This window comes from Enterococcus moraviensis ATCC BAA-383, from assembly GCF_000407445.1.
Classification (GTDB): domain Bacteria; phylum Bacillota; class Bacilli; order Lactobacillales; family Enterococcaceae; genus Enterococcus_L; species Enterococcus_L moraviensis.
Window position 1 is genome coordinate 56,136 of the sequence record NZ_ASWB01000004.1, and the last position, 19,519, is coordinate 75,654.

A 19,519-nucleotide genomic window follows, 5' to 3' on the forward strand; every position below is an offset into this window, starting at 1 on the left:
GTTACACTATTATTGTAGCAAGGATCATTTTTACTCACAAAGGATAGCAGAAGGAAATTGGACAATTGATGGTTTCTGTCTAGAAAATTTTCTGTTGCAAAATAAAAAGCACACTTGAAGGATTTACTACGAGTGCGCGTGATGATTATTTTTTAAACGACCGTCCATTCGTTCAATGTCTTTCCATTAGCGTCTATCAGCTCTAACCAACTATTTGTTCCGCCGAAGTATAAAAATAAACCAACTTCATTTACACTTTTTAAAATGATGTCTTCAGTTGTTCTGTTGTTTTTGACTTTATCTTTATGGTCTTCTCGAATTCTTTGACCCATTTTTGCAGAAAATCCTAGAGACCCATCTTTGTTAAGGGGTGGATTTGCCATTATAGTAGCGCCAGCTTTTAGAAGCATTTCATTTCGCTTGTGCCAAAGTGCGGTTGCTTTACTATCTCTCGTATCAATAAAAAATTCGATTTGGCTAACTTCTTTAGTCCATTTATGACGTGCTTTAGCTGGTTTTGCTTTCTCTTTTTTAGGTTCTTCCTTCTGTTTTAGAGGATAGCCAAATTTTTCAAGAATAAATAATACTTCGTCTTTATAGGTGGTGACCGTTTTTTGATAACTTGCAGGAATTTTTGTTTCTAGCTGAGAGGGGGCAATCAATTGAATGCCGTTTTCTATAGCATCAGTGGTGAGCTGTTGCATTAAATAGTCTAATTCAATATCCCAAGATGGCGCAATTGTGATTATTTTGTTGAAATCTAACTCATTTTGAAAAGTACCAGTTTCTGATTTTCCTATTGAAATAACCGTATTATCCTTAAGTAGAATGTAGACAGCTGGTTGATCAAGTGCAATGTTACCGCTGTTTTCAATAATCGTGATGGTTCCGTAGTTGTTGCTCATTTCAATGCTTGTTTTTGTTTCTGTGATACGCACATTTAGTTGTATTTCCATAGTCGTCTCCTTTGAGGAACAGATAGATTCTTTACGTATTTTAATACTCACATAACTACAGTTAGAGTTTATCATGAAACGGTAGATAAGTCCTTTAATAGAAATCAAATTCTTGTTTAGCCGTTATTTTAAAAAGAGGACAACTATTGTTTTAAAAAGGAATTATTTTCGGGTTATCTCAGAAATAAGGTTCAAATCATAAACTTTTAAAAATATATAAATTTAAAAAAGTGAACTATTCCCTTTTTGTGATTTTTTGTATAATAAAATTATCTGTTATTTTTATATAGAAAAAATGTATTGTTTTCTGTGTGGAATTAAGGTAGAGTAGGCAGGTGTTGGGAATGAGCAAAGCATTCCAAGTTATATAAAGTGTAATGAAAAGCCTTGGGCAATCTACGGATGCTTTGTGGTACGTGAATAAAGGCGAAAATTTGTGTTTCTTAGGGGATAAACAGCTGTGGGAAAGTGCTCACGCTGTTATGGATTTTCGGGAAGTGGTGGAGTGTTCATATCAGGAAAACATTTCTTATTTTACGCTAAAACAAGAAATGTTTTTGATATTTATTTAAAATTATTTGTACAACATAATTCATTGTATTGGTTTTTAGAGAGAAAATCAATGGGATTTTACGAAAAAAAACAATAACTTTTCTCAGTTTTTTTCGAAATAATATAAAAATTTGAGAATTATTCAATGGTTATTTTTTCTTTATATAAATATAAGCGAAATGGTGAGCTGGATGAACGGTTGTTTTTTACCGCCGTCAATTCCGCCGTCAGAAAGAAAGGGTTTGATTTTTTGAGTAAAGGCGAAAATATATACAAACGAAAAGATGGACGTTGGGAAGGTCGGTATCCGAAAGGTAGAAAAGCGGACGGCTCTATTTATTACGGCTATATTTATGCGCGTTCATACCGAGCAGTAAAAGATCAGATGTTAGATAAAAAAGTTCAGTTAACGCTGTTTTACACAACGAATACCAAAGAATTTCAAGGAACGTTTGGAGAGTGGACTCAATTTTGGCTAACGGATATCATGGCTCCAAAAATCAAAGAAAGTACTTATGCGAGCTATAGCAATAAGCTGCAATTACATATTTTACCATTTCTAGCAAAACGCCCATTAAAAAAAATAACAGCAACAGACATCGATCGTTTAGTAAAAAGCTTGTCTGAAAATTTGGCGGCAAGTTCTGTGCACATTGTTTTTCGTATTGTAAAAAGCTGCTTTGAGGCCGCAAAGGAACGAGGCTACCTTATTTTGAATCCTTGCGAGCGGACAGTATTGCCTAAAATAGGGAAACAAAAAGTGCAAGCTTTAACACGACAACAGCAAAAAGAAGTAGAGACCGAGAGTATGAAATCAACAAAAGGACTGCCTATTTTGCTTGCATTAGAAACAGGGATGCGAATTGGGGAAATCTGTGCGCTGAAATGGGAAGATATCAATTTTGAAGCATCTATTCTAAGAGTTCATCGAACCAAACAACGGATTGCGTTGCCTAATAACTCAGGACATCTGACAAAAATCGTAGAAACAGCGCCAAAAACAATCAATGCGGATCGAATAATCCCGCTTTCTAAAAAAATCAAAAAGGTTTTATTAAAATGGAAGAACCAGTCATCTTCTACTTATGTTGTAGCCAACGGCTCAGATTCTATCGAGCCTAGAACTGTTAGTTATCGCTTTGAGCGAATAAAACAGAAGCTAGGTTTATTAAATGTCCCTTTTCATGCGCTTCGACATACCTTTGCGACTCGGTGTGTAGAAATGGGAGCGAATATCGCAGCAATTAGTTCCTTACTGGGGCATTCGTCCATAAAACTAACACTAGATACTTATACAAGTTCTTTTCTTGAAGAACAACGTACGACAATCGATAGATTAGCGTTTATATAATAGACAGGTCGTTTTCGTCTATCCAAAGAAATTAATACTCTTGCTATTATTTATTTTGTTAAAAGTTAGCCCTATTTCTATAGGCTAGCTTTTTTTGTTTTTTCGCGCCGTCATTTCTACCGTCATAAAGTACGATGAGTCCCATAAATAAAGGATAAATCAGCTTATTTCTTGTTTTAGCGTAAAACAAGAATCTTTTCTTCAGCATTTAATATCTAGATAAACAGTATAAAAACTATTCTAGATTACTGCAAACATAATGACCAATTTTTGAAGGAATGGCAAAAAAATACATAGAATCAATGAGGGGCGACGGTAAATGTATAATGTAGGAATTATTTCGACAAATAATGAAGTGGAAAACAGTACCTATGTAGACGCATTGGAAGAATCAGAATGTATGGTTCATTATCTACAGGATAAACAAAAATGGCAAGTCAGCGTAGAAAAGTTAGATGCTCTCATAATTGAAGAAACTGAAACAGACAATCAAATAGGAATGATTTGCGAGTCTATTATAGCGATACGGGAACAAAGTTCTGCTTTGATTTGGGTGATGTCAAAAAATGCAGATAAATCTACTAGGATCGTCTATATGAAGTTAGGTGCGGACGGTATTATCAATAAGACGATCGATTCAGATGAACTTTCCTTATTTGTCCAAAAAAACTTAAATAGATATGTTAAAAGCGCAGAGGAAAACGATTTTTCTTTTGGTAGCTCACTTGTGGGGGAAAAGAAAAAAATTGAATTGATTCCATCTAATTTTAGTGTTCTATTATCTGGAAAAACCGAAGTGAATTTAACAAAGTTAGAATTTCGAACGATTGAATTGTTGAGCAAGCATCCAAATAAGGCATTGACTTATGAAGAAATTTATCAGTATGTCTGGAATGGATCGGCGAAAGATAAGAGATACCGAGTTGCTAATATTATGTACCATTTAAGACAAAAAATCGCAAATGGGGATTCTTCTACTCAATATATCAAAACAATTCGGTCAAAAGGATATATGCTTCTAGCATAATTACTCTAGGTTTCAATTTTCAATTATTGAAGAGGTTCATATTCGATAATTGAAAGATTTGAAATAAATTGTTTTAAATTTACCAGGGAAGGAGGAAAAAAATGAAAAGAAAATGGATCATAACGACTGCTTGTGTGGTCAGTATTTTAGCTGGGTATCTTTACTTTGAGAATGCTGTCATAAAAGCGGAAGAAGGAATTTCTCCTTACGCAGATGGACCAACTGCTCGTGCTAGTGGCTCATTGATCACGTATCCTAACGTCAATTTAGTGAACAGTGCCAATCCAGGAGCTGCTACGCCGATCCCGGGAGAATATGCAACAATGTTTCGTATTACCCCTAGATTGACCTATACAGTTTCAGGAGCAACGAGCGAAGGAGCAAACTACGCGCGCTTTGATAAACGGGATATTACAGGAAACAACTTTGTACAATTGAATAAAGTTGCAATCTATAAAGGTGGATTTGTAGATCTGCGCGCGACGATCGAATCGTATACTTCGTCGACAACAAATCCAACAGCTTATATCTACTACCCAACTTCCACAAGTAGTAATGCGCAAAAAGATAACTTTCTAAGAATCGATACTCGTGGTACCAACGCACAAATGAAAATCAGATATGATTTCTTCAAAAGTGGTACCACCACAAAAATTCCAATGAAAGCAATGTGGAATGTGAAACGATTGAATAATCTAAAGGGACTAACGATTGATTCAGGGAGTGACTTTTTACAAGGAGTATACACGTATTCAAATAGTGAGATTATTTACAGTGATGTGGGTATTGGAACGACGAGATTTGTTGGAACCTCTGGTGGAGAAAAAGCAACACAGGAATTTACTTATCTGTTTAATTCAGATGGTTCTATGCAACAAACAATTGATTTACCATCAGGGGCAGTAGGGTATTTGAAATATGAAACGTCCGCTATGACGAGAATTATTCTCCCGCCACCTCAAATTTTAGGAGAAACCAACGAAGATCAAAATAAAATTGATTACACTGTTGTTCAAGATATGCCAGAACAATCAGATGCTTCTTTTTATCCTAAGCAATATACGATGTATATGAATGCAGATGCCATTTTTGATTTGTCACAGGCAACCGTAAAAGTTACAGATATGAACGGAGCGAATACTACTTCAAAATTTACGATTACAAAAGATATTCCTAATAATCGCTTTGTAGTAACTGTTCCAGCGAGTACGCTAAGTAGCGCGTCATTTGTTAATAATTCGTATGAATTTCAGATTACTTCTAAACTCACTGCAGGTGTTGATAAGGAAAAATATTATCAAAGTGATGGGTACTTACACATTCCGATGACTGTCTACAATGTTACTGGAGATGGCCAAAGTGAGGTCAACGAAGGAATTGCTAAGACAAAATTAGGTGGTTCTCCGACAGCTGATCCAATCCCACAAGAAGTAATGGTTGGATCAAGTACTCAAGATTTAGAGCCAGCAGATTTAGTAACGAATCTAAAAGGTGTTTTTGCTTCAGAAACGGTCAGTGTAATTGGCTTTGATTCCGAAAAGACATTTTCAACAGTGGGAAATGAGACAGTCACTATCGTCATTAAAGGAGATAAAACTGGTTTGACTGGGAAGATTAGTGTACCAATCACAGTAAAACAATTTAGTAATCCTGAATTTATGACGAAGGTTGTTTCAGAGGTAAAACAGACAGATGGCTCATGGAAAAAAAGTGATCAAGCAAAACCGTTGGATGAAGTTCGCTTTACGATAACATCAGAATTGACAAATGTTTCAAGTCGTTGGCAGCAAGCAAAACTCTATGCAGAATTAGATGCGTTATATAAAAATGTAACGCCCATTTCAGCGGAGCTGGTTGATTCGACAGGTACTTCTAAGAATTTAGGGTTACCCATAGTATCACAAAAAACACCATTTGCTGTTGTTCAAACGGCAGAGGATGATTTAGTGATAGGAAGTAAAGGCAGTATCTTAAAGCTAGTCTATACCGCACAAGTTGATGCCACTGCTAGTTCTAAACTATTAAAAACAAAGGCTACTCCCAAAGGACTAAATCCTGATAATTCAGTAATTTCTGTGCCAAATACGGAACATTTACTAAATGTTTTGGATGTTGAGCCACCAATTGCTACAGCCAAGTTGACGAAGGTCGCGTTAAATGATGCGGAGGCAATCATTGGCTCAAATGTTGATTTGAAAAGCTTTTTTACAACCGTATCCGATAATGTTTCATCAAAAGAAAAAATTACGGCAAAACTTTTAACAACGGATATTCCATCATTAGTTTCAACTGTGGGCAAAAAAACAATCAAGATTCGTTTAACGGATGAAGCTGGAAATTCAGCTGATTACGATACATTTATTTATGTAGTTGATGATTCTTACCATTGGGGAGAAGACGGTATTATCAAGGGAACTGACTTTAGAATGGATTACAGTGATTGGCCTAGCGAAGAGCAACGACCTCTAGTTATCACTAACGGAAAGGTTGAAGCATGGCAGTTTGTTAAAGACGAAACAGGAAATATCATTGATGTGACGGATGTAACGGCAGATGAAACATTATTTGGCATCGATATATCTAAAGTAACAAACGCTGAAGAAGTTGCCCATGTTATAACATTAAAGTTGAAAGACACAACAAAGATGATCTCAGTCACGTTCAATGATCGGACCAAACCAACTGGGACAGGTAAGCTAACATTTGTTGATTTAGGGGACAATGCGTCTATCGAAAATGCAACCGACTATACCGCTTATCTAACAGACTGGTCAGACAATGTTTCGGCTAAAGATAAAATTGCTGTAACGCTAAAACCAGGTCAAAACCTAGTGAATACAGTTTCAAAAGTAGGACCAGCTAGTTTTGTAGTGATCTTAACGGATGAGGCTGGAAATGCAGAAGAAGTGACTGTTCCGATTTTTGTCAAAAATGATGAGATGATAACGAGCAATAAATATGTATTAGATGGACGGGATTTCAGTATCGCTGCGAAAGATTATCCGACTACAGAAGAAGCTATTTTAACTATGATACGTGAAAAAGGGAAACTAGCACTTTGGGAAATCGATGATGTCACGGTTACTGCACTTGATGCGTCCAAAATTTCTATTGATAAAGGGACTTTACCGGGACCCGCAACACCTGGAACGCCAGTTGCCAGTGGTGATTATCAAGTAACGCTAAGTTATGGTGAAGGGCCTGCTAAAGTTGAGAAGAACATCAAAGTAACAATCATTAAAAGCGTTTCGACAGTCAATGTAGAATTTGTCGATGATACAGGTAAAAAAATTCATGACACCGTTCCTGTCAGTGGAAATATTGGTGGAACAGTTGATTTATCAAAGAACTTAGATGTCAAAGAGGTATTGAATACGTTAAGCGGCCAAAATTATCAAATTCAAAAAACGCCAGTACCAGAAAATGCTATCCCTGTGAATGAAACAGAATATGCAGTTCAGTACGTTTTTTCTGGGACCTTGTTTATCTATTCTGCCCCTCAATCTATTGATTTTGGTTTACGGGATGCCGGTATTTTTGGTGTTCGTGTAGAGAAACCTGCGTACGATAAAGAGTTGATTATCTGGGATAATCGAACAAAGTTAACGAATTGGACGCTAGATGCGAAATTAGAGTCTTACTTAACAAGTAATGATGGTGAGGGAGCAAAAATCTTACCTGAAGCTATTCGCTATCGAACAGGTGAGGGAAAAGAAAGCGAGATTATTTTGAATAATGAGAATCAGCCGATTGTTGAAGATTCGCATACGACAACAGGTCAATACGATGTCAGTGACAAATGGAAGACCGGTGAGCGAGGATTCAAACTAGATGTTCCAGCTGGTGCGGTTCGTGAATTAGGGAAATATAAAGCGACGATTGTTTGGACTGTTGGAGCAACACCATAACAAATGGAGGAAAGAATAATGAATCAAAAACATTTAGTTTCAGCCTTCTTTGTCTCTGTAGTTGCGGTTGCCCTATTTTTCAGCTATCCATTGTTTGGAATGGCTGAAGAAAATGGTGGAGCGGTTCAGACAAATGGCGGAATTACCTTTTACGAAGAAACTACATCTAGTAGCTCGACCGAACAAAGTACGACACCCCCAACCCCATCAAAGCCGACGAGTCCAAAACCTGTTGGGAGATATCCATCAACAGGAGAATTGGTGAAAGCCAGTCTTGGAGTCAGCGGGGCTGTGTTGGTTGCAATTGTTTTGATCCTGTTCTATTTGAAACGTAAAAAAGAGCGCGAAAACACTGAGGAAAAGGGGGCTTAACAGAATGAAAAGAATAAAAATGAGTCCTCTATTGCTGTTGCCGCTTTTCTTAGTGATGCTCTTGAAAGGTTCAGTACCTGTATACGCAGAAACAACTGGACAAGGAACAGGAAAAATTCAGTTTGAAGGAGAATATAATCAAATAATCAAAGATCCAGAACACCCAGAAAATGAAGCAGATCCAGGAGATAGCCCGTCTACAAAGGGGGATTTGAGAATTGATTTTGTTCCTCAGTTTGAATTTTGGCAAAACGAGAAAACCACAACGGATGCTGTGTATTTAGGAAATGCTCAACTGTTCCATGGACAACTTGGAGCTAGAGGTAATTTTGTCCAAGTGTCTGATTATCGTGGGACTGGTAAAGGGTGGAATTTACAAGTTCGTCAAGAAACACAGTTCAAAAATGATAATACTAAAAACAAAGAATTAAACGGTGCCGTGATTTCCTTAGATCAATCGTGGGCAAATTCAACTAGAAGTAAAGAAGAAGCACCACTTGTACAAAAAGATGTGATTCGTATTGACAATATTGGGCAAACTTATAATTTAGCTGAAGCTAAGCCTGGTACTGGAGAAGGTACTTGGTCCATTATATTTGGTGCTTCTGCCGAAAATGCTCAGGGAAAAAAGGAGTCATTAACACCGCGTTTAGACAAAGAAGGCAATCCAATCATGGACCCGAACTTTGATAACAAACCAATGTATAAAAATGAAGCATTGAAGTTGTCCATACCGGGGGCAACGAAAAAAGATCCGGTAACTTATCAAACGGTGATAACTTGGATTTTATCCGAGCTACCATAAATAGTCCAAAATATTAGGAGGAAATACAAATGAAAACTACACACAAATTAGCAAGTGCTGCATTATTAGCAGCAGTCGGCGTAGGTCTTGCAATGCCATCAGCAACAAAAGCAGCACCTGAACAAAAAGGAAAAGGAAATATTGAATTCCAAACAGATTTAACAACAAATCCAACGAATCTACCACCCGGTGAATCATCAGGTGATGAATTAACAGAACCAACTCAAAATCCTGATCCATCTGCATTGAAAATCGTGTCAGTAACAGATATGGATTTTGATAAGCACGATATTATTGCAAATGATTCTGAAAAAACATACAAAGCATTACCATTTACAGATGGTACTCAAACAACTGCTCACTTTGTACGTTTCAGAGATGTTCGTGCCAACGTTGCTGAAAACTTCTACAGTATTTCCGTTGCACTGACAAAACAATTTACAAGTACAGGAGCAGTTGCTTCTGAATTAACTGGTTCAAAATTAACATACAACAATGTTTCTTTAGTAACAGGTACAAATAGCGCTACTTTGCCAACTTCAGCAGCTGTAAAAGCAGTTTCTGATTTAGAATTTGCTGAAGATGGTTCAAAAGCACAAACAATGTTGACAAATGATCAAAAAGGTAAAGGGTTTGGTGTGTTTGAATTAATGTTTGATACAAACGAAAATGCCAAAGCTGGTAAAGATACTTATGATGGTGTGACATTGAAAGTTCCTGGGGACAATGTTTTGAAAGAAGCTAAATACGAAGCTGAAATCACTTGGGCAATCACTGCTGCGCCATAGAGAACTGTTTTAAAGAATAGGCTAGAGAGGATAATGTGAAAGAGGAGACTGAGGTATAACGCAATCTCAAGGTTAAACACTTTTATCTCATTCTCTTTTCACTAGTCTTTTATCAATAGTTAGAGGGTGAAACAAAACGAATTGATCGTTTTGTCCCACCCTCTTATTTTCAAGAATAGAAAGAGGGATTTTTAATGCTAAAAAAAGTAGCAATCAAACTACTGGGTTTACTATACATAGCTGCAATTATCGTTGTTTCTGCAGAATCAGTTCAGGCAGAAGCGTCGAAAGGAAGTCAAAATTCTGGTGGTTTCTCTTATGAAGTCATACTTCCGGAAAACCAACATAATCCCGAAGCGGGATACTTTGATTTGAAAGTAACACCAGGACAAAAACAAAAACTTCAAATCAAAATGAGAAATACTGCGGAAAAGGAGACAACTGTTTTAGTCAGCTTAAATGGCGCCAAAACCAATAGTAATGGCGTTATTGAGTATGGGGAAAATAAAATGAAAAACGATGCCTCTTTAAAATATGATTTTAAAGATATCGTAACAGGACCAAAAGAAGTGGTTTTAGCGCCAAAAAGTGAAAAGATGTTGGATTTAGAAGTGACAGTACCTGACGCTTCTTTTGAAGGGTATATTACAGGCGCGGTCAGTTTGTCAGAAAAAGATCAAGAGGGACTGGACTCTAAATCGGATGAAGGGATGATCAAAAATAAATTCGTTTATCAAACCGGTATTCAATTAAGTGAAGGGGATACAGATCAAATAAAACCAGATTTAAAACTGAATAAAGTTTACCCTGAGTTAAATAATTATCGTAATTCAATATTCATTAATTTTTCAAACATTCAGCCAATTTATGTGAATGATATGACCGTAGAGGTTCAAATCATGGGGAAGGGCTCAGATGAAGTTTTATACGATACTAAAAAAGCCAAAATGCGGATGGCCCCCAATACATTGATCGATTTCCCAGTATCAATGAACGGTGAAAAAATGGTGCCAGGAGATTATCGGGCAAAAATTTTAGTAACGACAAAAGCTGGTGATCGTTGGCAGTGGGAACAAGGATTTAAAATTACAGATGAAGATGCGGATAAATTTAATGAACAAGATTTGACTCTAGTTCAAGAATCAGGCATCGATTGGGTACTGATCGCAAGCGTTGTGGGTGGTATTTTAGCTTTAGTGTTCATTATTTTCATTTTGATTCGTCTGATGAAAAAAAATACTAAGAAGAAAAAAAGCAAAAGAAAAACTTCATCACCAAAGAAGAAAAAGTGATGAGTACTAGAGGAGGCATAGAAAAATGGAAATATTAGATTGGTTATTTATTGGGTTACTTTCCTTAGCTATCCTCTGTTTTGTATTTATGCTGATCTTTTTGGTCGTGACAATACTAACTGGTAAAAAAATTCGTCGACTGAAAGTCAAGAAACCAAAACGTAAGCCTAAACTAAAAAAATGGAAAAGAGCTTTCCGTACGTTGATGAAAAAACGCAAACAACAAATTCGTTGGGTGCTTATCTTTTTAGTGATAGGAATCATCGGAATGAGTGGGGCGTTTTACAGTCGCTATTATCAAGCAACTAATCTAGGGAAAAAAGATTCGGATGCGTTGGTTCAAGGCTACTTTTTAATTTCAAGTATCGAGGAGCAACTAAACCAAGTGCAGGGGACAGATAACCCTAAAAAAGTTCAAGGAACGTTATATGACTTGTCGGCGCGGCTTGCCAGTTACGGGGCACATTCTGCAAATGGGCGTTTATCTGAAGAAGGGCAAAAACAATTGAATCGCTTATATTCAAACATGAAAGAATTAGGAGTGAATATGGGAAGTCAAACGGTAGAGTCATTAAATGACCAAGAAACATTAGACGGGTACAAAGCAGACTTGAAGAAAACCCAAGACAACCAGAAAAAAGTATTAAAGTATTTCCGAATCAACGAAGCGTCTTTAAAAGGAAAGAAATAGTCATTTTCTTGCACGTTAAGGAGGGCTCTTTGATGAGTAGACATAAGCCAAACGCTCTTCAACATAAAAAAGGTAGAAATAGGAAAAGAAGCCATCCAACTCATCCTACTTCTAAAAAATCTGTGAAACAACAACATTTTAGGAAACAATCATTGAAACAAAGAAAAAAAAGGCAGCGAAAAAGAGCTAAGAAAATACTTTTAGAGTTGATTTCTAGTCTTACAATAGCTGTGTTGGTCATTTATCTAGTTTCTTTGTTTACCTTTGTGATTCCGCAAATAGAAGGTTTTGGAATGGCCCCGAATTTGAAAGAACCGAATCGTATTTTCGTTAACCGCTTAGGAGAAGTCAAACGATTTTCCCTCGTTTATTTTCATGTGCCAAAACGTTCCAAAGAAGTTTCTACGCGTAGGATCATTGGTCTACCAGGAGAAAAGATAGCATACAAAGAGGATACGCTGTTGATTAATGGACAAGAACAAGTGGAACGTTTTTTAGCTGAAGAGTTGCAAAAAGCTAAAAAAGAAGGGTATCAATTAACCGAAGATTTTAGTACAGAAGAGATAGCAGGAACAGAATTAGGCAGGATACCCCAAGGGAAATATTTAGTTTTAGGAGATAATCGTTCTTTCGCAACCGATAGTCGATATTATGGGCTAGTTGATGAGAAGGAAATCATAGGTGTTGCCACAATGAAACTACTCCCACTTCATGAAATGATGAAATTGTAGAAAAGATAGGTAGATGATATGGGTTCTAAAAGAATAAATAAAGAACAGCAAAAAGAAGTATATAAGGGAAATCGAAAAAGTCCATATCCTCCGAAAAAAAGAAAAAGACGATCATCTGTGAAGAAAAAGCAACTTCAGCGTTCCAAAAAGAATAAAAGAATGGAGAAAAATAAACGAGCGAAACGGGCCAATTATTTAGAAACGATCGCATTTCTAATTTTCGCTATTCTATGTATCAATTTTATTCTGAACTATCGTGCTCATTTTGTGGATGGTCATTCAATGAATCCAACTTTTCAAAATGGAGACCGTTTGCTTATTCATAAAAGTAAAAAAGTTGAACGCTATGACATTGTGACTTTTGAGCCTAAAGATGAGCCGGGTGAATCGTATGTCAAACGTGTGATTGGACTACCTGGAGATCGTATCGTTGTGAAGAATGATCGATTGTATCTAGTTGAGCATCTAGATAAAAATGTAGATCTTTCCCGATGGATCGATGCTGGCGTTTTACCAGATAGCACTGTAGTGGTGAGAATTGCACAGGAATCTATTTTGCACTTATTAAGTAATGTAGAAGAAATTCCGAAGGATCATTATTTTGTTTTGGGAGATAACCGTTCCAATTCTAAAGATAGTCGTTCGATTGGATTTGTGAGCAATGATCAGATTGAAGGAGTGGTTACCTTTAGATTTTACCCATTCAATCGATTTGGATTTGTTCATTAAACTGTAAAGTGAGGTTCGTATGAGAAAGAAAATTCATTTATTTATTAAAGACAACGGACTTTATATGTTATTAAGTCTAGCGTTGCCTGTGCTGATCATGATTATTGTATATGCAAAAATCGGTATTTATCCAGGAAGTGAGCATCGAACTATTTTAGCAAGTGATGCTTTTTCTCAATATGTTAATTTTTATGCTAGTTTAAACAACGTATTTAAAGGCGATCAGAGTATTTTTTATACATGGAATAGTTCGATGGGGTTGAATTATTGGGCCTTTATTGCGTATTATTTAGGCGGAATATTTAGTCCGCTGGTTCTCTTCTTTTCAAGTCTTCAGCTTCCAGATTTTCTTTATTATCTGACTTTGCTGAAAATCGGTAGTTTGGGCGGAGCATTTTGGATTTTTTCTTATCAAACGTTCCGTTTACCTAAGTGGAACCATGTTGTATTGAGTGTTTCATATGCATTGATGTCGTTTGTTATTGCATACTCTGAAATTCTTATGTGGTTAGATGCTATGGTTTACCTGCCTTTGATTGTTTTGGGAATCCATCGTTTAATGGATAAGAAAAAGCCAGTACTTTTGTTTATTAGCTATTTTCTGTTATTTGTGTCGAACTTTTATATGGCATTTATGGTTGGCTTGTTTACGTTTGGCTATTTTATCGCACGTTTGTTGACGGATCGTTCAACGTATTTGCAACGTTTTCCTATGTATTTGATCACGTCATTCTTGGCAGGTGGGGCATCGATGGTGATGGTTTTGCCGACTTTACTGGATTTGAGAAACAATGGTGAAGCGCTTAGTAAAATCGTTCGATTAAAAACAAAAAACACTGGACCTTGGGATTTAGTGATCAAAAATATGGTAGGAATCTATGATAGTACGAAGGTTAAGTCCACTCCTTTTATTTATATCGGGTTGTTGGCTGTTGTTTTTTGTTTGTTCTTCTTTGTGACGAAGAAAGTAACATTACGCCAAAAGATTTGCTATGGCAGTCTACTGCTGGTCTTAGTGGCGAGTTTCTATTTAGAACCGTTAAATCTCTTTTGGCAAGGGATGCATACGCCAAACATGTTTAATTTTCGATTTAGCTTTTTGTTTTCTTTCTTGGTATTAGTGCTAGCGGGTTATGGTTTTGAAAAATTTAAGCCTGATGATTTTGATCAGTTGGTAACCATTGTTTTGGGTGTGATAGGTACGTATATGGCTGTAAAATTTATTACGGGTCAAGGTGGTTATAACTATATTAAATCAATCAATTTTATTTGGACACTCGTTTTTTTAATCAGCTACTTGTTCCTTTTTGCTTTAGTAAAAAGAAAGAACGGTTTTAGAAGAGGGATTGGGGTCTTTTTTATTCTATTGGTTTGTGTAGAGGCAGGACTTAATAGTTATGGTATCGTTGAGGGAATTCAAACGGAGTGGCATTATCCGGCTCGAAAATACTATGCAGATCCCTATCAACCAATCAAAGAACTAGTGGATCAAACGAAAGATGATAATGACACGTTCTATCGTTTAGAGAATTTGAATCCTGTGTCACCCAATGATGCGTTTAATTATGGTTATAGCGGCGTCAGTATGTTCTCTTCTATTCGAAATCGTCATTCGTCTTACTATTTGAATGCATTAGGGTATCGGTCGTTGGGAACGAACTTGAATATTCGTTATGCCAATAATACTCTTTTGATGGATTCATTAGTAGGCATAAAATACAATCTAGCGAAAGAGGATGTTCTGAAATTTGGCTATAGTAAAATCTCTGAAAAAGGAGAGTATGCACTTTATGAAAACAAGTATGCATTGCCTTTAGGGATGTGGACAGATGATGCAATCTATGAACCTGGTGCAGTCGAATCTCAAGCAACACTCTTGAATCATTTAGCGAAAACAAACGAAAATTTCTTCACGTTTAGTGACTTGGAACAAGTGAATACGGTGAACACGCATGAAGAAAAGGGACGAATCAATCAAACGGATATTGTGACCTACAGTCCTCAAAAGCAAAATGAGCCGATGGTGTTGGAATGGACAGTAGACGTGCCAGCTAATAAACAAGCATATGTCAGTATTTTTCCAGTAGAGTATAGAACCTTTGGGAGCCCCGCGTTGACGTTAGAAGTAGATGGTGTGGTGTATGACAGTTCCGTTAGTGAGACTGGGCAGTATTACTCGTTAGGTTACCATAAAGAAGCCAAAAAAGTCTCATTTAAAATAACTATTTCTAATGTTAAAAAGAAAGATGTTTTTCAAATCGTTCAACCCGATGTTGCTTTGTTAGATGCTGATAAATTCAGTCGATCTATTGAAGCAATCAAGGCCAACGGGGTAGAATTTAAAGTAAAAGGGCGTAGAGCCAAAGCGAAAGTGTCACTGGATCAAGATCAAGTCCTCTTCACTAGTATCCCGTATGATAAAGGTTGGAAAGCCTATATTGATGGGAAGAAAGTGGCTATTCCTACTTTTAAACAGGCCCTTTTGACGTTACCAGTAAGTGCTGGCGAACATGAAATTGAATTTGTTTTTTTACCGCAAGGATTTTTGACAGGCGTTGCGTTACTGATTATATGTATGGGTAGTTTTATTGGCTATGTTTGGATAGTGCGTAAGAAAGAGACAGATCCTTTTTATATGGAGTAGCGCACTGATTGAAACGATTTTCAACTTAGTATCTTCTGGAATTGAGGAGTGAGGAAGTTGAAAGTCGTTTTTTGGGATCATCCACTAAGAAAGAGCGTTTAGTTGCTAATTACATGAATAATTTAAAATAATTGAATACTATTCATTGACATTTACAAGAAAACGCAGTAAGATTTAAATGTAACTTATATTGTTACTAAGAGTTGGAGTGATAGACATGGCCATGTCGACAAAATTAAGTGTGGCGATCCATATCCTCAGTTTGATCGAAATCGGACCACCGGATCGTGTCAATTCTGAATTGATCGCTGCCAGTGTCAATACAAATCCAGTCGTTGTTAGAAGACTGATGAGTAAGCTAAAAAAAGCTGGACTCATTCATACAAGCAGAGGTGCCACACAAACGTATCTTTTGAAAGAACCGGAAGATATTTCTCTCTATGATATTTATGAAGCAGTTGAATTAGAACATGAAGTATTCAATATTCACCAAAATCCTAATCCAAACTGTCTAGTCGGAGCAACGATCCAAACAGCTTTGGAAGTGCAATATGCAAAGGTTCAGCAAAGCATGGAAGCAGAACTAAAAGAGATTGTTTTGTCGGATGTGATCCATCAAATCAAGCAACAAGAGACGTAAACAGTCTCTTCTCTTTTTAAAATAAAATGTAACAAAATTAGTTTCATTAGGAGAAAGAAAGGAAGATCATCATGAAAGTAGCAATTTTAGGAGCAAATGGAAAAGCAGGTTCAGAAATTTTGAAAGTAGCAAAAAAACGAGGACTAGATGTGACCGCTATTGTTCGTGATGCAGCTAAAATCACAGATGGCACGCCTGTAATCGAAAGAGATGTGTATGCCTTAACGACAGAGGATGTTAAAGACTTTGACGTCTTAGTCAGTGCCTTAGGTTTCTGGGGTGATGTGAGTGAATTTACAGGGTCAACACAACACTTGATCGATATTTTAACAAATCAAAAAACGCGTTTATTCGTTGTTGGTGGAGCTGGAAGCTTATTTGTAAATCCAGAACACACGGTTCGTTTAAGCGAAACACCCGATTTTCCTGAAGCCTTTAAACCATTAGCGACTGCAATGGGCAAAGGATTAGATTTATTGGAAGCATCTAAAGGATTGAATTGGACCTATATTAGTCCAGCAGCAGAATTTGATGCAGAAGGTCCAGCTACAGGTAAATATGTGATAGCTGGCGAAGAATTAGAGGTAGATAAAGACGGTAAGAGCTATATTTCATACGCTGATTATGCGAGTGCAATGGTGGATGAAATCGAGAAGAATACACATCCGAACCAACGTTTTAGTGTTCATCAATAGAAAAGAACGTTCATTAGAAGTGTTCAAACAAAGTTGTGAAAGATTTTGTTTGAATGCTTTTTTTTGAGCGATCGTTTTTGAATGACAAAATTGAAAGGTTCTTGAAAGGTGATTCTAAGGCGGAAATGAACTGTTTATTTTATAATATGTTAGGTTAATAAGTAAGGAGCGTATCAAAATGAACAGTTTAAGAATTGGTAAGTTTAAGGGTTTCACGACATTTGATTTGAAAATAATAGGAATTATTTTAATGTTTATTGATCATATTCATCAAATGTTTGTTCCGATGGGTGCACCAAATTGGTTAGACTGGTTTGGAAGACCTGTTGCAACGTTGTTCTTTTTTGTTAGTGTGGTTGGTTTTAGCCATACAAGAAGCAAAGAGAAGTATATGTTGCGTTTATATATTGGGATGGTGCTCATGGCATTAGGAAGTTTCTTCATACAAATGATCGTTGGATATGAAGAAGTTCAGCTGATGAACAATATTTTTAGAGATCTTACAGTAGGAACCCTAATGATGTATGGAATTGATAAAATTTCTGAAGGACGGTTGAATAAAAACGTTGGTAAAATAGTAGCTGGTATCGCCATGATACTATTTCCGATTCTTTCTTCGGTGATTTTACTTTCGTTTATGTCCAATCCAGATACGGTTATGGCAGCAGTATGGGGTGCAAATTTCATTCCATCATTAGTATTTACTGAAAATAATTTCATGGTACTATTGATTCCCTTGATGTACTTAGCTAGAAATAGTCGTTGGTTGCAATGTGCATTGATTGCTTTAGTGGCAGCATTTTTCTTTACGCAAGGGTCTACACAATGGATGATGCTATTTGCTGTGATTCCTATTTTATTATTTAATGGAGAAAAAGGAAGAGGTATGAAAAACTTTTTCTATTACTTCTATCCACTTCATATTTGGCTACTGTATCTAGTCTCTGCATATATAGCGATGCATTGAGCTCCCAAACGAAAAAGGACACTTCCAGTTTTAGGAAGTGTCTTTTTTTTGTTAGAGAAAATGTCGTGAAGCTTAAAAACATTTAGAACAAGGTGTTAGGCCTCTCGCTTGTGCTTCTTCTAATGTGGCTGGAGTATAGGTTCCGTTTCCGCATTTTCGATTATGATATTTTTGTCCTGTTGGGGTAACTAAGACAGATGTACTGACAGCTTGTGTATCAGGTGCCGGAGTTTCAGGTGTTTGGGCAGCAACGGCGGCTTGTGCTTGCTGTTGTTCAGCCGCTTGAGCTTCTTGTTCTGCTTTTTTTTGTGCTTCGGCAACTTTTTTCGCTTCTTCTTTTTGCGCTGTTAATGTTTGTTTGACATTATTTGCTCTATTGCTTAAATCTGGATGGCCATTAGGTAGTTCTTTGATGCGAGCGATTGCTTGATTGTAATGGTCATCTGTGGGTTCTTGTTCGGCTTTTTCAACCGCTTCGCGTGCTGAAGCGAGTTGTTTTTCAGCGGTTTCTTTTGCAGTAACTTTTTGTTGAACCGTTGTCAAACGTTGTAATAATGAATCTTTGTTTAAGGTTGCTTTGGCCACTAAGGCAGTTGCTGAGTCGATATGTTCCTTTGTTTGTTTCGTTTCGGCTAGCTCAACTGCTTCATAAATAGGAATATTGTCTTTTATGATGGCTAAGCGTTTCATAAACTCCTTTTGTTCTTGTGTAAGTGACGTCACGCGTGTTGAGGCTTCATCATAATTTTTTTGTGTAGGTTGATTCTCTGCTAAAGCTAACGCTGTCTCAGCATTTTTTAGTGCTTCTTGATCTTGTTCTTCTTCATTTAAGAAAGCGACAAAGGCTTTTGATGGTTTGACTTCGATTGTTTCGGCTTTGTCTTTATCCCCAATGGAAGCAACGAAGGTCAATTTTTGTGGTTGATCGTCTTTTAAAGTTACTTTGTATGAAAAAGTGCCCTCTTTTGTTTTGACTTTTTCACCAGCAACGGTGATTGTGCTTTGTTCATTTGTTTTTCCTTCAATTACGGCGATTCCATGGTCGTTTGTTTCAATGGATTTTTCAGCCAGTTTGATGTGTGGTGTTGTAGGCGTTAAGGTAAGAGCTGCAAGCATTACAATAAAGCTACCAGCAGTTATAAGCAAAGCGTTCCTTTTGGGCTGCTTTTTTAAAACGGCTTTTAATGAAAAAATTCCTCCAATTATGATTCCTACAAAACTTAGTAGTCCAATAAATGCTACCATATCGATTTTTTTCCTCCTTTTAACTCAATAGACAAATTGTATCATATTATTATTCAAATGATAAATTTTTCACTTTTTCAAAAAATAAAAACGTTCATTAGCGATAAAAAAATTTCCTGTGATAAA

16 protein-coding genes are annotated in these 19,519 nt (G+C 36.7%); 14 read left to right on the forward strand and 2 right to left on the reverse strand.

Features of this window, described 5'->3' with window-relative positions; all coding sequences use genetic code 11:
- Positions 1 to 152: 152 nt before the first annotated feature.
- Positions 153 to 956, reverse strand: a complete 804-nt coding sequence (locus tag I586_RS13800) for a hypothetical protein (protein ID WP_010763485.1) — start codon at positions 954 to 956, stop codon at positions 153 to 155.
- Positions 957 to 1,653: 697 nt separating this feature from the next.
- Between I586_RS13800 and I586_RS13810 the strand changes: the two genes are divergently transcribed.
- From I586_RS13810 to I586_RS13875, 14 genes are all read left to right on the forward strand, one after another.
- On the forward strand, positions 1,654 to 2,859 hold the full coding sequence (locus I586_RS13810) for a tyrosine-type recombinase/integrase (protein WP_010763486.1): 1,206 nt from the start codon (positions 1,654 to 1,656) through the stop codon (positions 2,857 to 2,859).
- Between the two features lie 319 nt (positions 2,860 to 3,178).
- The gene (locus I586_RS13815) at positions 3,179 to 3,886 is read left to right on the forward strand and encodes a winged helix-turn-helix domain-containing protein (protein WP_010763487.1); all 708 of its coding nucleotides are present in this window, start codon (positions 3,179 to 3,181) and stop codon (positions 3,884 to 3,886) included.
- Between the two features lie 101 nt (positions 3,887 to 3,987).
- A complete protein-coding gene (locus I586_RS16995; protein ID WP_010763488.1) occupies positions 3,988 to 7,794 on the forward strand; it encodes a WxL domain-containing protein in 3,807 nt (1,268 codons plus the stop codon).
- A 3-nt stretch (positions 7,795 to 7,797) separates the two neighbouring features.
- Positions 7,798 to 8,166, forward strand: a complete 369-nt coding sequence (locus I586_RS13825) for an EF2685/EF0750 family sortase-dependent surface protein (RefSeq protein ID WP_244147886.1) — start codon at positions 7,798 to 7,800, stop codon at positions 8,164 to 8,166.
- Between the two features lie 4 nt (positions 8,167 to 8,170).
- A complete protein-coding gene (locus tag I586_RS13830) occupies positions 8,171 to 8,971 on the forward strand; it encodes a WxL domain-containing protein (protein WP_010763490.1) in 801 nt (266 codons plus the stop codon).
- 29 nt (positions 8,972 to 9,000) lie between these two features.
- Entirely contained in the window at positions 9,001 to 9,759 is a 759-nt protein-coding gene (locus I586_RS13835; protein WP_010763491.1) for a WxL domain-containing protein, read from the forward strand.
- A 194-nt stretch (positions 9,760 to 9,953) separates the two neighbouring features.
- Positions 9,954 to 11,051, forward strand: a complete 1,098-nt coding sequence (locus I586_RS13840; RefSeq protein ID WP_010763492.1) for a WxLIP family cell surface protein — start codon at positions 9,954 to 9,956, stop codon at positions 11,049 to 11,051.
- A gap of 25 nt (positions 11,052 to 11,076) precedes the next feature.
- Positions 11,077 to 11,742, forward strand: a complete 666-nt coding sequence (locus tag I586_RS13845; RefSeq protein ID WP_010763493.1) for a hypothetical protein — start codon at positions 11,077 to 11,079, stop codon at positions 11,740 to 11,742.
- A gap of 32 nt (positions 11,743 to 11,774) precedes the next feature.
- A complete protein-coding gene (lepB, locus tag I586_RS13850; protein WP_010763494.1) occupies positions 11,775 to 12,473 on the forward strand; it encodes a signal peptidase I in 699 nt (232 codons plus the stop codon).
- Positions 12,474 to 12,632: 159 nt separating this feature from the next.
- The gene (gene lepB, locus I586_RS13855; RefSeq protein ID WP_162139060.1) at positions 12,633 to 13,202 is read left to right on the forward strand and encodes a signal peptidase I; all 570 of its coding nucleotides are present in this window, start codon (positions 12,633 to 12,635) and stop codon (positions 13,200 to 13,202) included.
- A gap of 19 nt (positions 13,203 to 13,221) precedes the next feature.
- Positions 13,222 to 15,846: a YfhO family protein gene (locus I586_RS13860; RefSeq protein WP_010763496.1), complete on the forward strand. Its 2,625-nt coding sequence runs from the start codon at positions 13,222 to 13,224 to the stop codon at positions 15,844 to 15,846.
- 217 nt (positions 15,847 to 16,063) lie between these two features.
- Positions 16,064 to 16,486 (forward strand): Rrf2 family transcriptional regulator, encoded by a 423-nt coding sequence (locus I586_RS13865; protein WP_010763497.1) that lies wholly within the window; start codon positions 16,064 to 16,066, stop codon positions 16,484 to 16,486.
- Positions 16,487 to 16,557: 71 nt separating this feature from the next.
- Positions 16,558 to 17,181, forward strand: coding sequence for an NAD(P)-dependent oxidoreductase (locus I586_RS13870; RefSeq protein ID WP_010763498.1), 624 nt, complete (start codon positions 16,558 to 16,560; stop codon positions 17,179 to 17,181).
- Between the two features lie 178 nt (positions 17,182 to 17,359).
- Entirely contained in the window at positions 17,360 to 18,148 is a 789-nt protein-coding gene (locus I586_RS13875; RefSeq protein ID WP_010763499.1) for a TraX family protein, read from the forward strand.
- A 72-nt stretch (positions 18,149 to 18,220) separates the two neighbouring features.
- Here I586_RS13875 and I586_RS13880 read toward each other — a convergent pair whose 3' ends face one another.
- Positions 18,221 to 19,393 carry an AAA family ATPase gene (locus tag I586_RS13880; RefSeq protein ID WP_010763500.1) on the reverse strand — a complete coding sequence of 391 codons (1,173 nt, stop codon included), beginning with the start codon at positions 19,391 to 19,393 and terminating at the stop codon, positions 18,221 to 18,223.
- Between the last annotated feature and the right edge of the window lie 126 nt (positions 19,394 to 19,519).

Bases quoted from the DNA above. Each gene is read 5' to 3' on its own strand.
- I586_RS13800 (WP_010763485.1), bottom strand. From the start codon at position 956: ATGGAAATACAACTAAATGTGCGTATCACAGAAACAAAAACAAGCATT.
- I586_RS13810 (WP_010763486.1), top strand. From the start codon at position 1,654: ATGGTTATTTTTTCTTTATATAAATATAAGCGAAATGGTGAGCTGGAT.
- I586_RS13815 (WP_010763487.1), top strand. From the start codon at position 3,179: ATGTATAATGTAGGAATTATTTCGACAAATAATGAAGTGGAAAACAGT.
- I586_RS16995 (WP_010763488.1), top strand. From the start codon at position 3,988: ATGAAAAGAAAATGGATCATAACGACTGCTTGTGTGGTCAGTATTTTA.
- I586_RS13825 (WP_244147886.1), top strand. From the start codon at position 7,798: ATGGAGGAAAGAATAATGAATCAAAAACATTTAGTTTCAGCCTTCTTT.
- I586_RS13830 (WP_010763490.1), top strand. From the start codon at position 8,171: ATGAAAAGAATAAAAATGAGTCCTCTATTGCTGTTGCCGCTTTTCTTA.
- I586_RS13835 (WP_010763491.1), top strand. From the start codon at position 9,001: ATGAAAACTACACACAAATTAGCAAGTGCTGCATTATTAGCAGCAGTC.
- I586_RS13840 (WP_010763492.1), top strand. From the start codon at position 9,954: ATGCTAAAAAAAGTAGCAATCAAACTACTGGGTTTACTATACATAGCT.
- I586_RS13845 (WP_010763493.1), top strand. From the start codon at position 11,077: ATGGAAATATTAGATTGGTTATTTATTGGGTTACTTTCCTTAGCTATC.
- lepB (WP_010763494.1), top strand. From the start codon at position 11,775: ATGAGTAGACATAAGCCAAACGCTCTTCAACATAAAAAAGGTAGAAAT.
- lepB (WP_162139060.1), top strand. From the start codon at position 12,633: ATGGAGAAAAATAAACGAGCGAAACGGGCCAATTATTTAGAAACGATC.
- I586_RS13860 (WP_010763496.1), top strand. From the start codon at position 13,222: ATGAGAAAGAAAATTCATTTATTTATTAAAGACAACGGACTTTATATG.
- I586_RS13865 (WP_010763497.1), top strand. From the start codon at position 16,064: ATGGCCATGTCGACAAAATTAAGTGTGGCGATCCATATCCTCAGTTTG.
- I586_RS13870 (WP_010763498.1), top strand. From the start codon at position 16,558: ATGAAAGTAGCAATTTTAGGAGCAAATGGAAAAGCAGGTTCAGAAATT.
- I586_RS13875 (WP_010763499.1), top strand. From the start codon at position 17,360: ATGAACAGTTTAAGAATTGGTAAGTTTAAGGGTTTCACGACATTTGAT.
- I586_RS13880 (WP_010763500.1), bottom strand. From the start codon at position 19,393: ATGGTAGCATTTATTGGACTACTAAGTTTTGTAGGAATCATAATTGGA.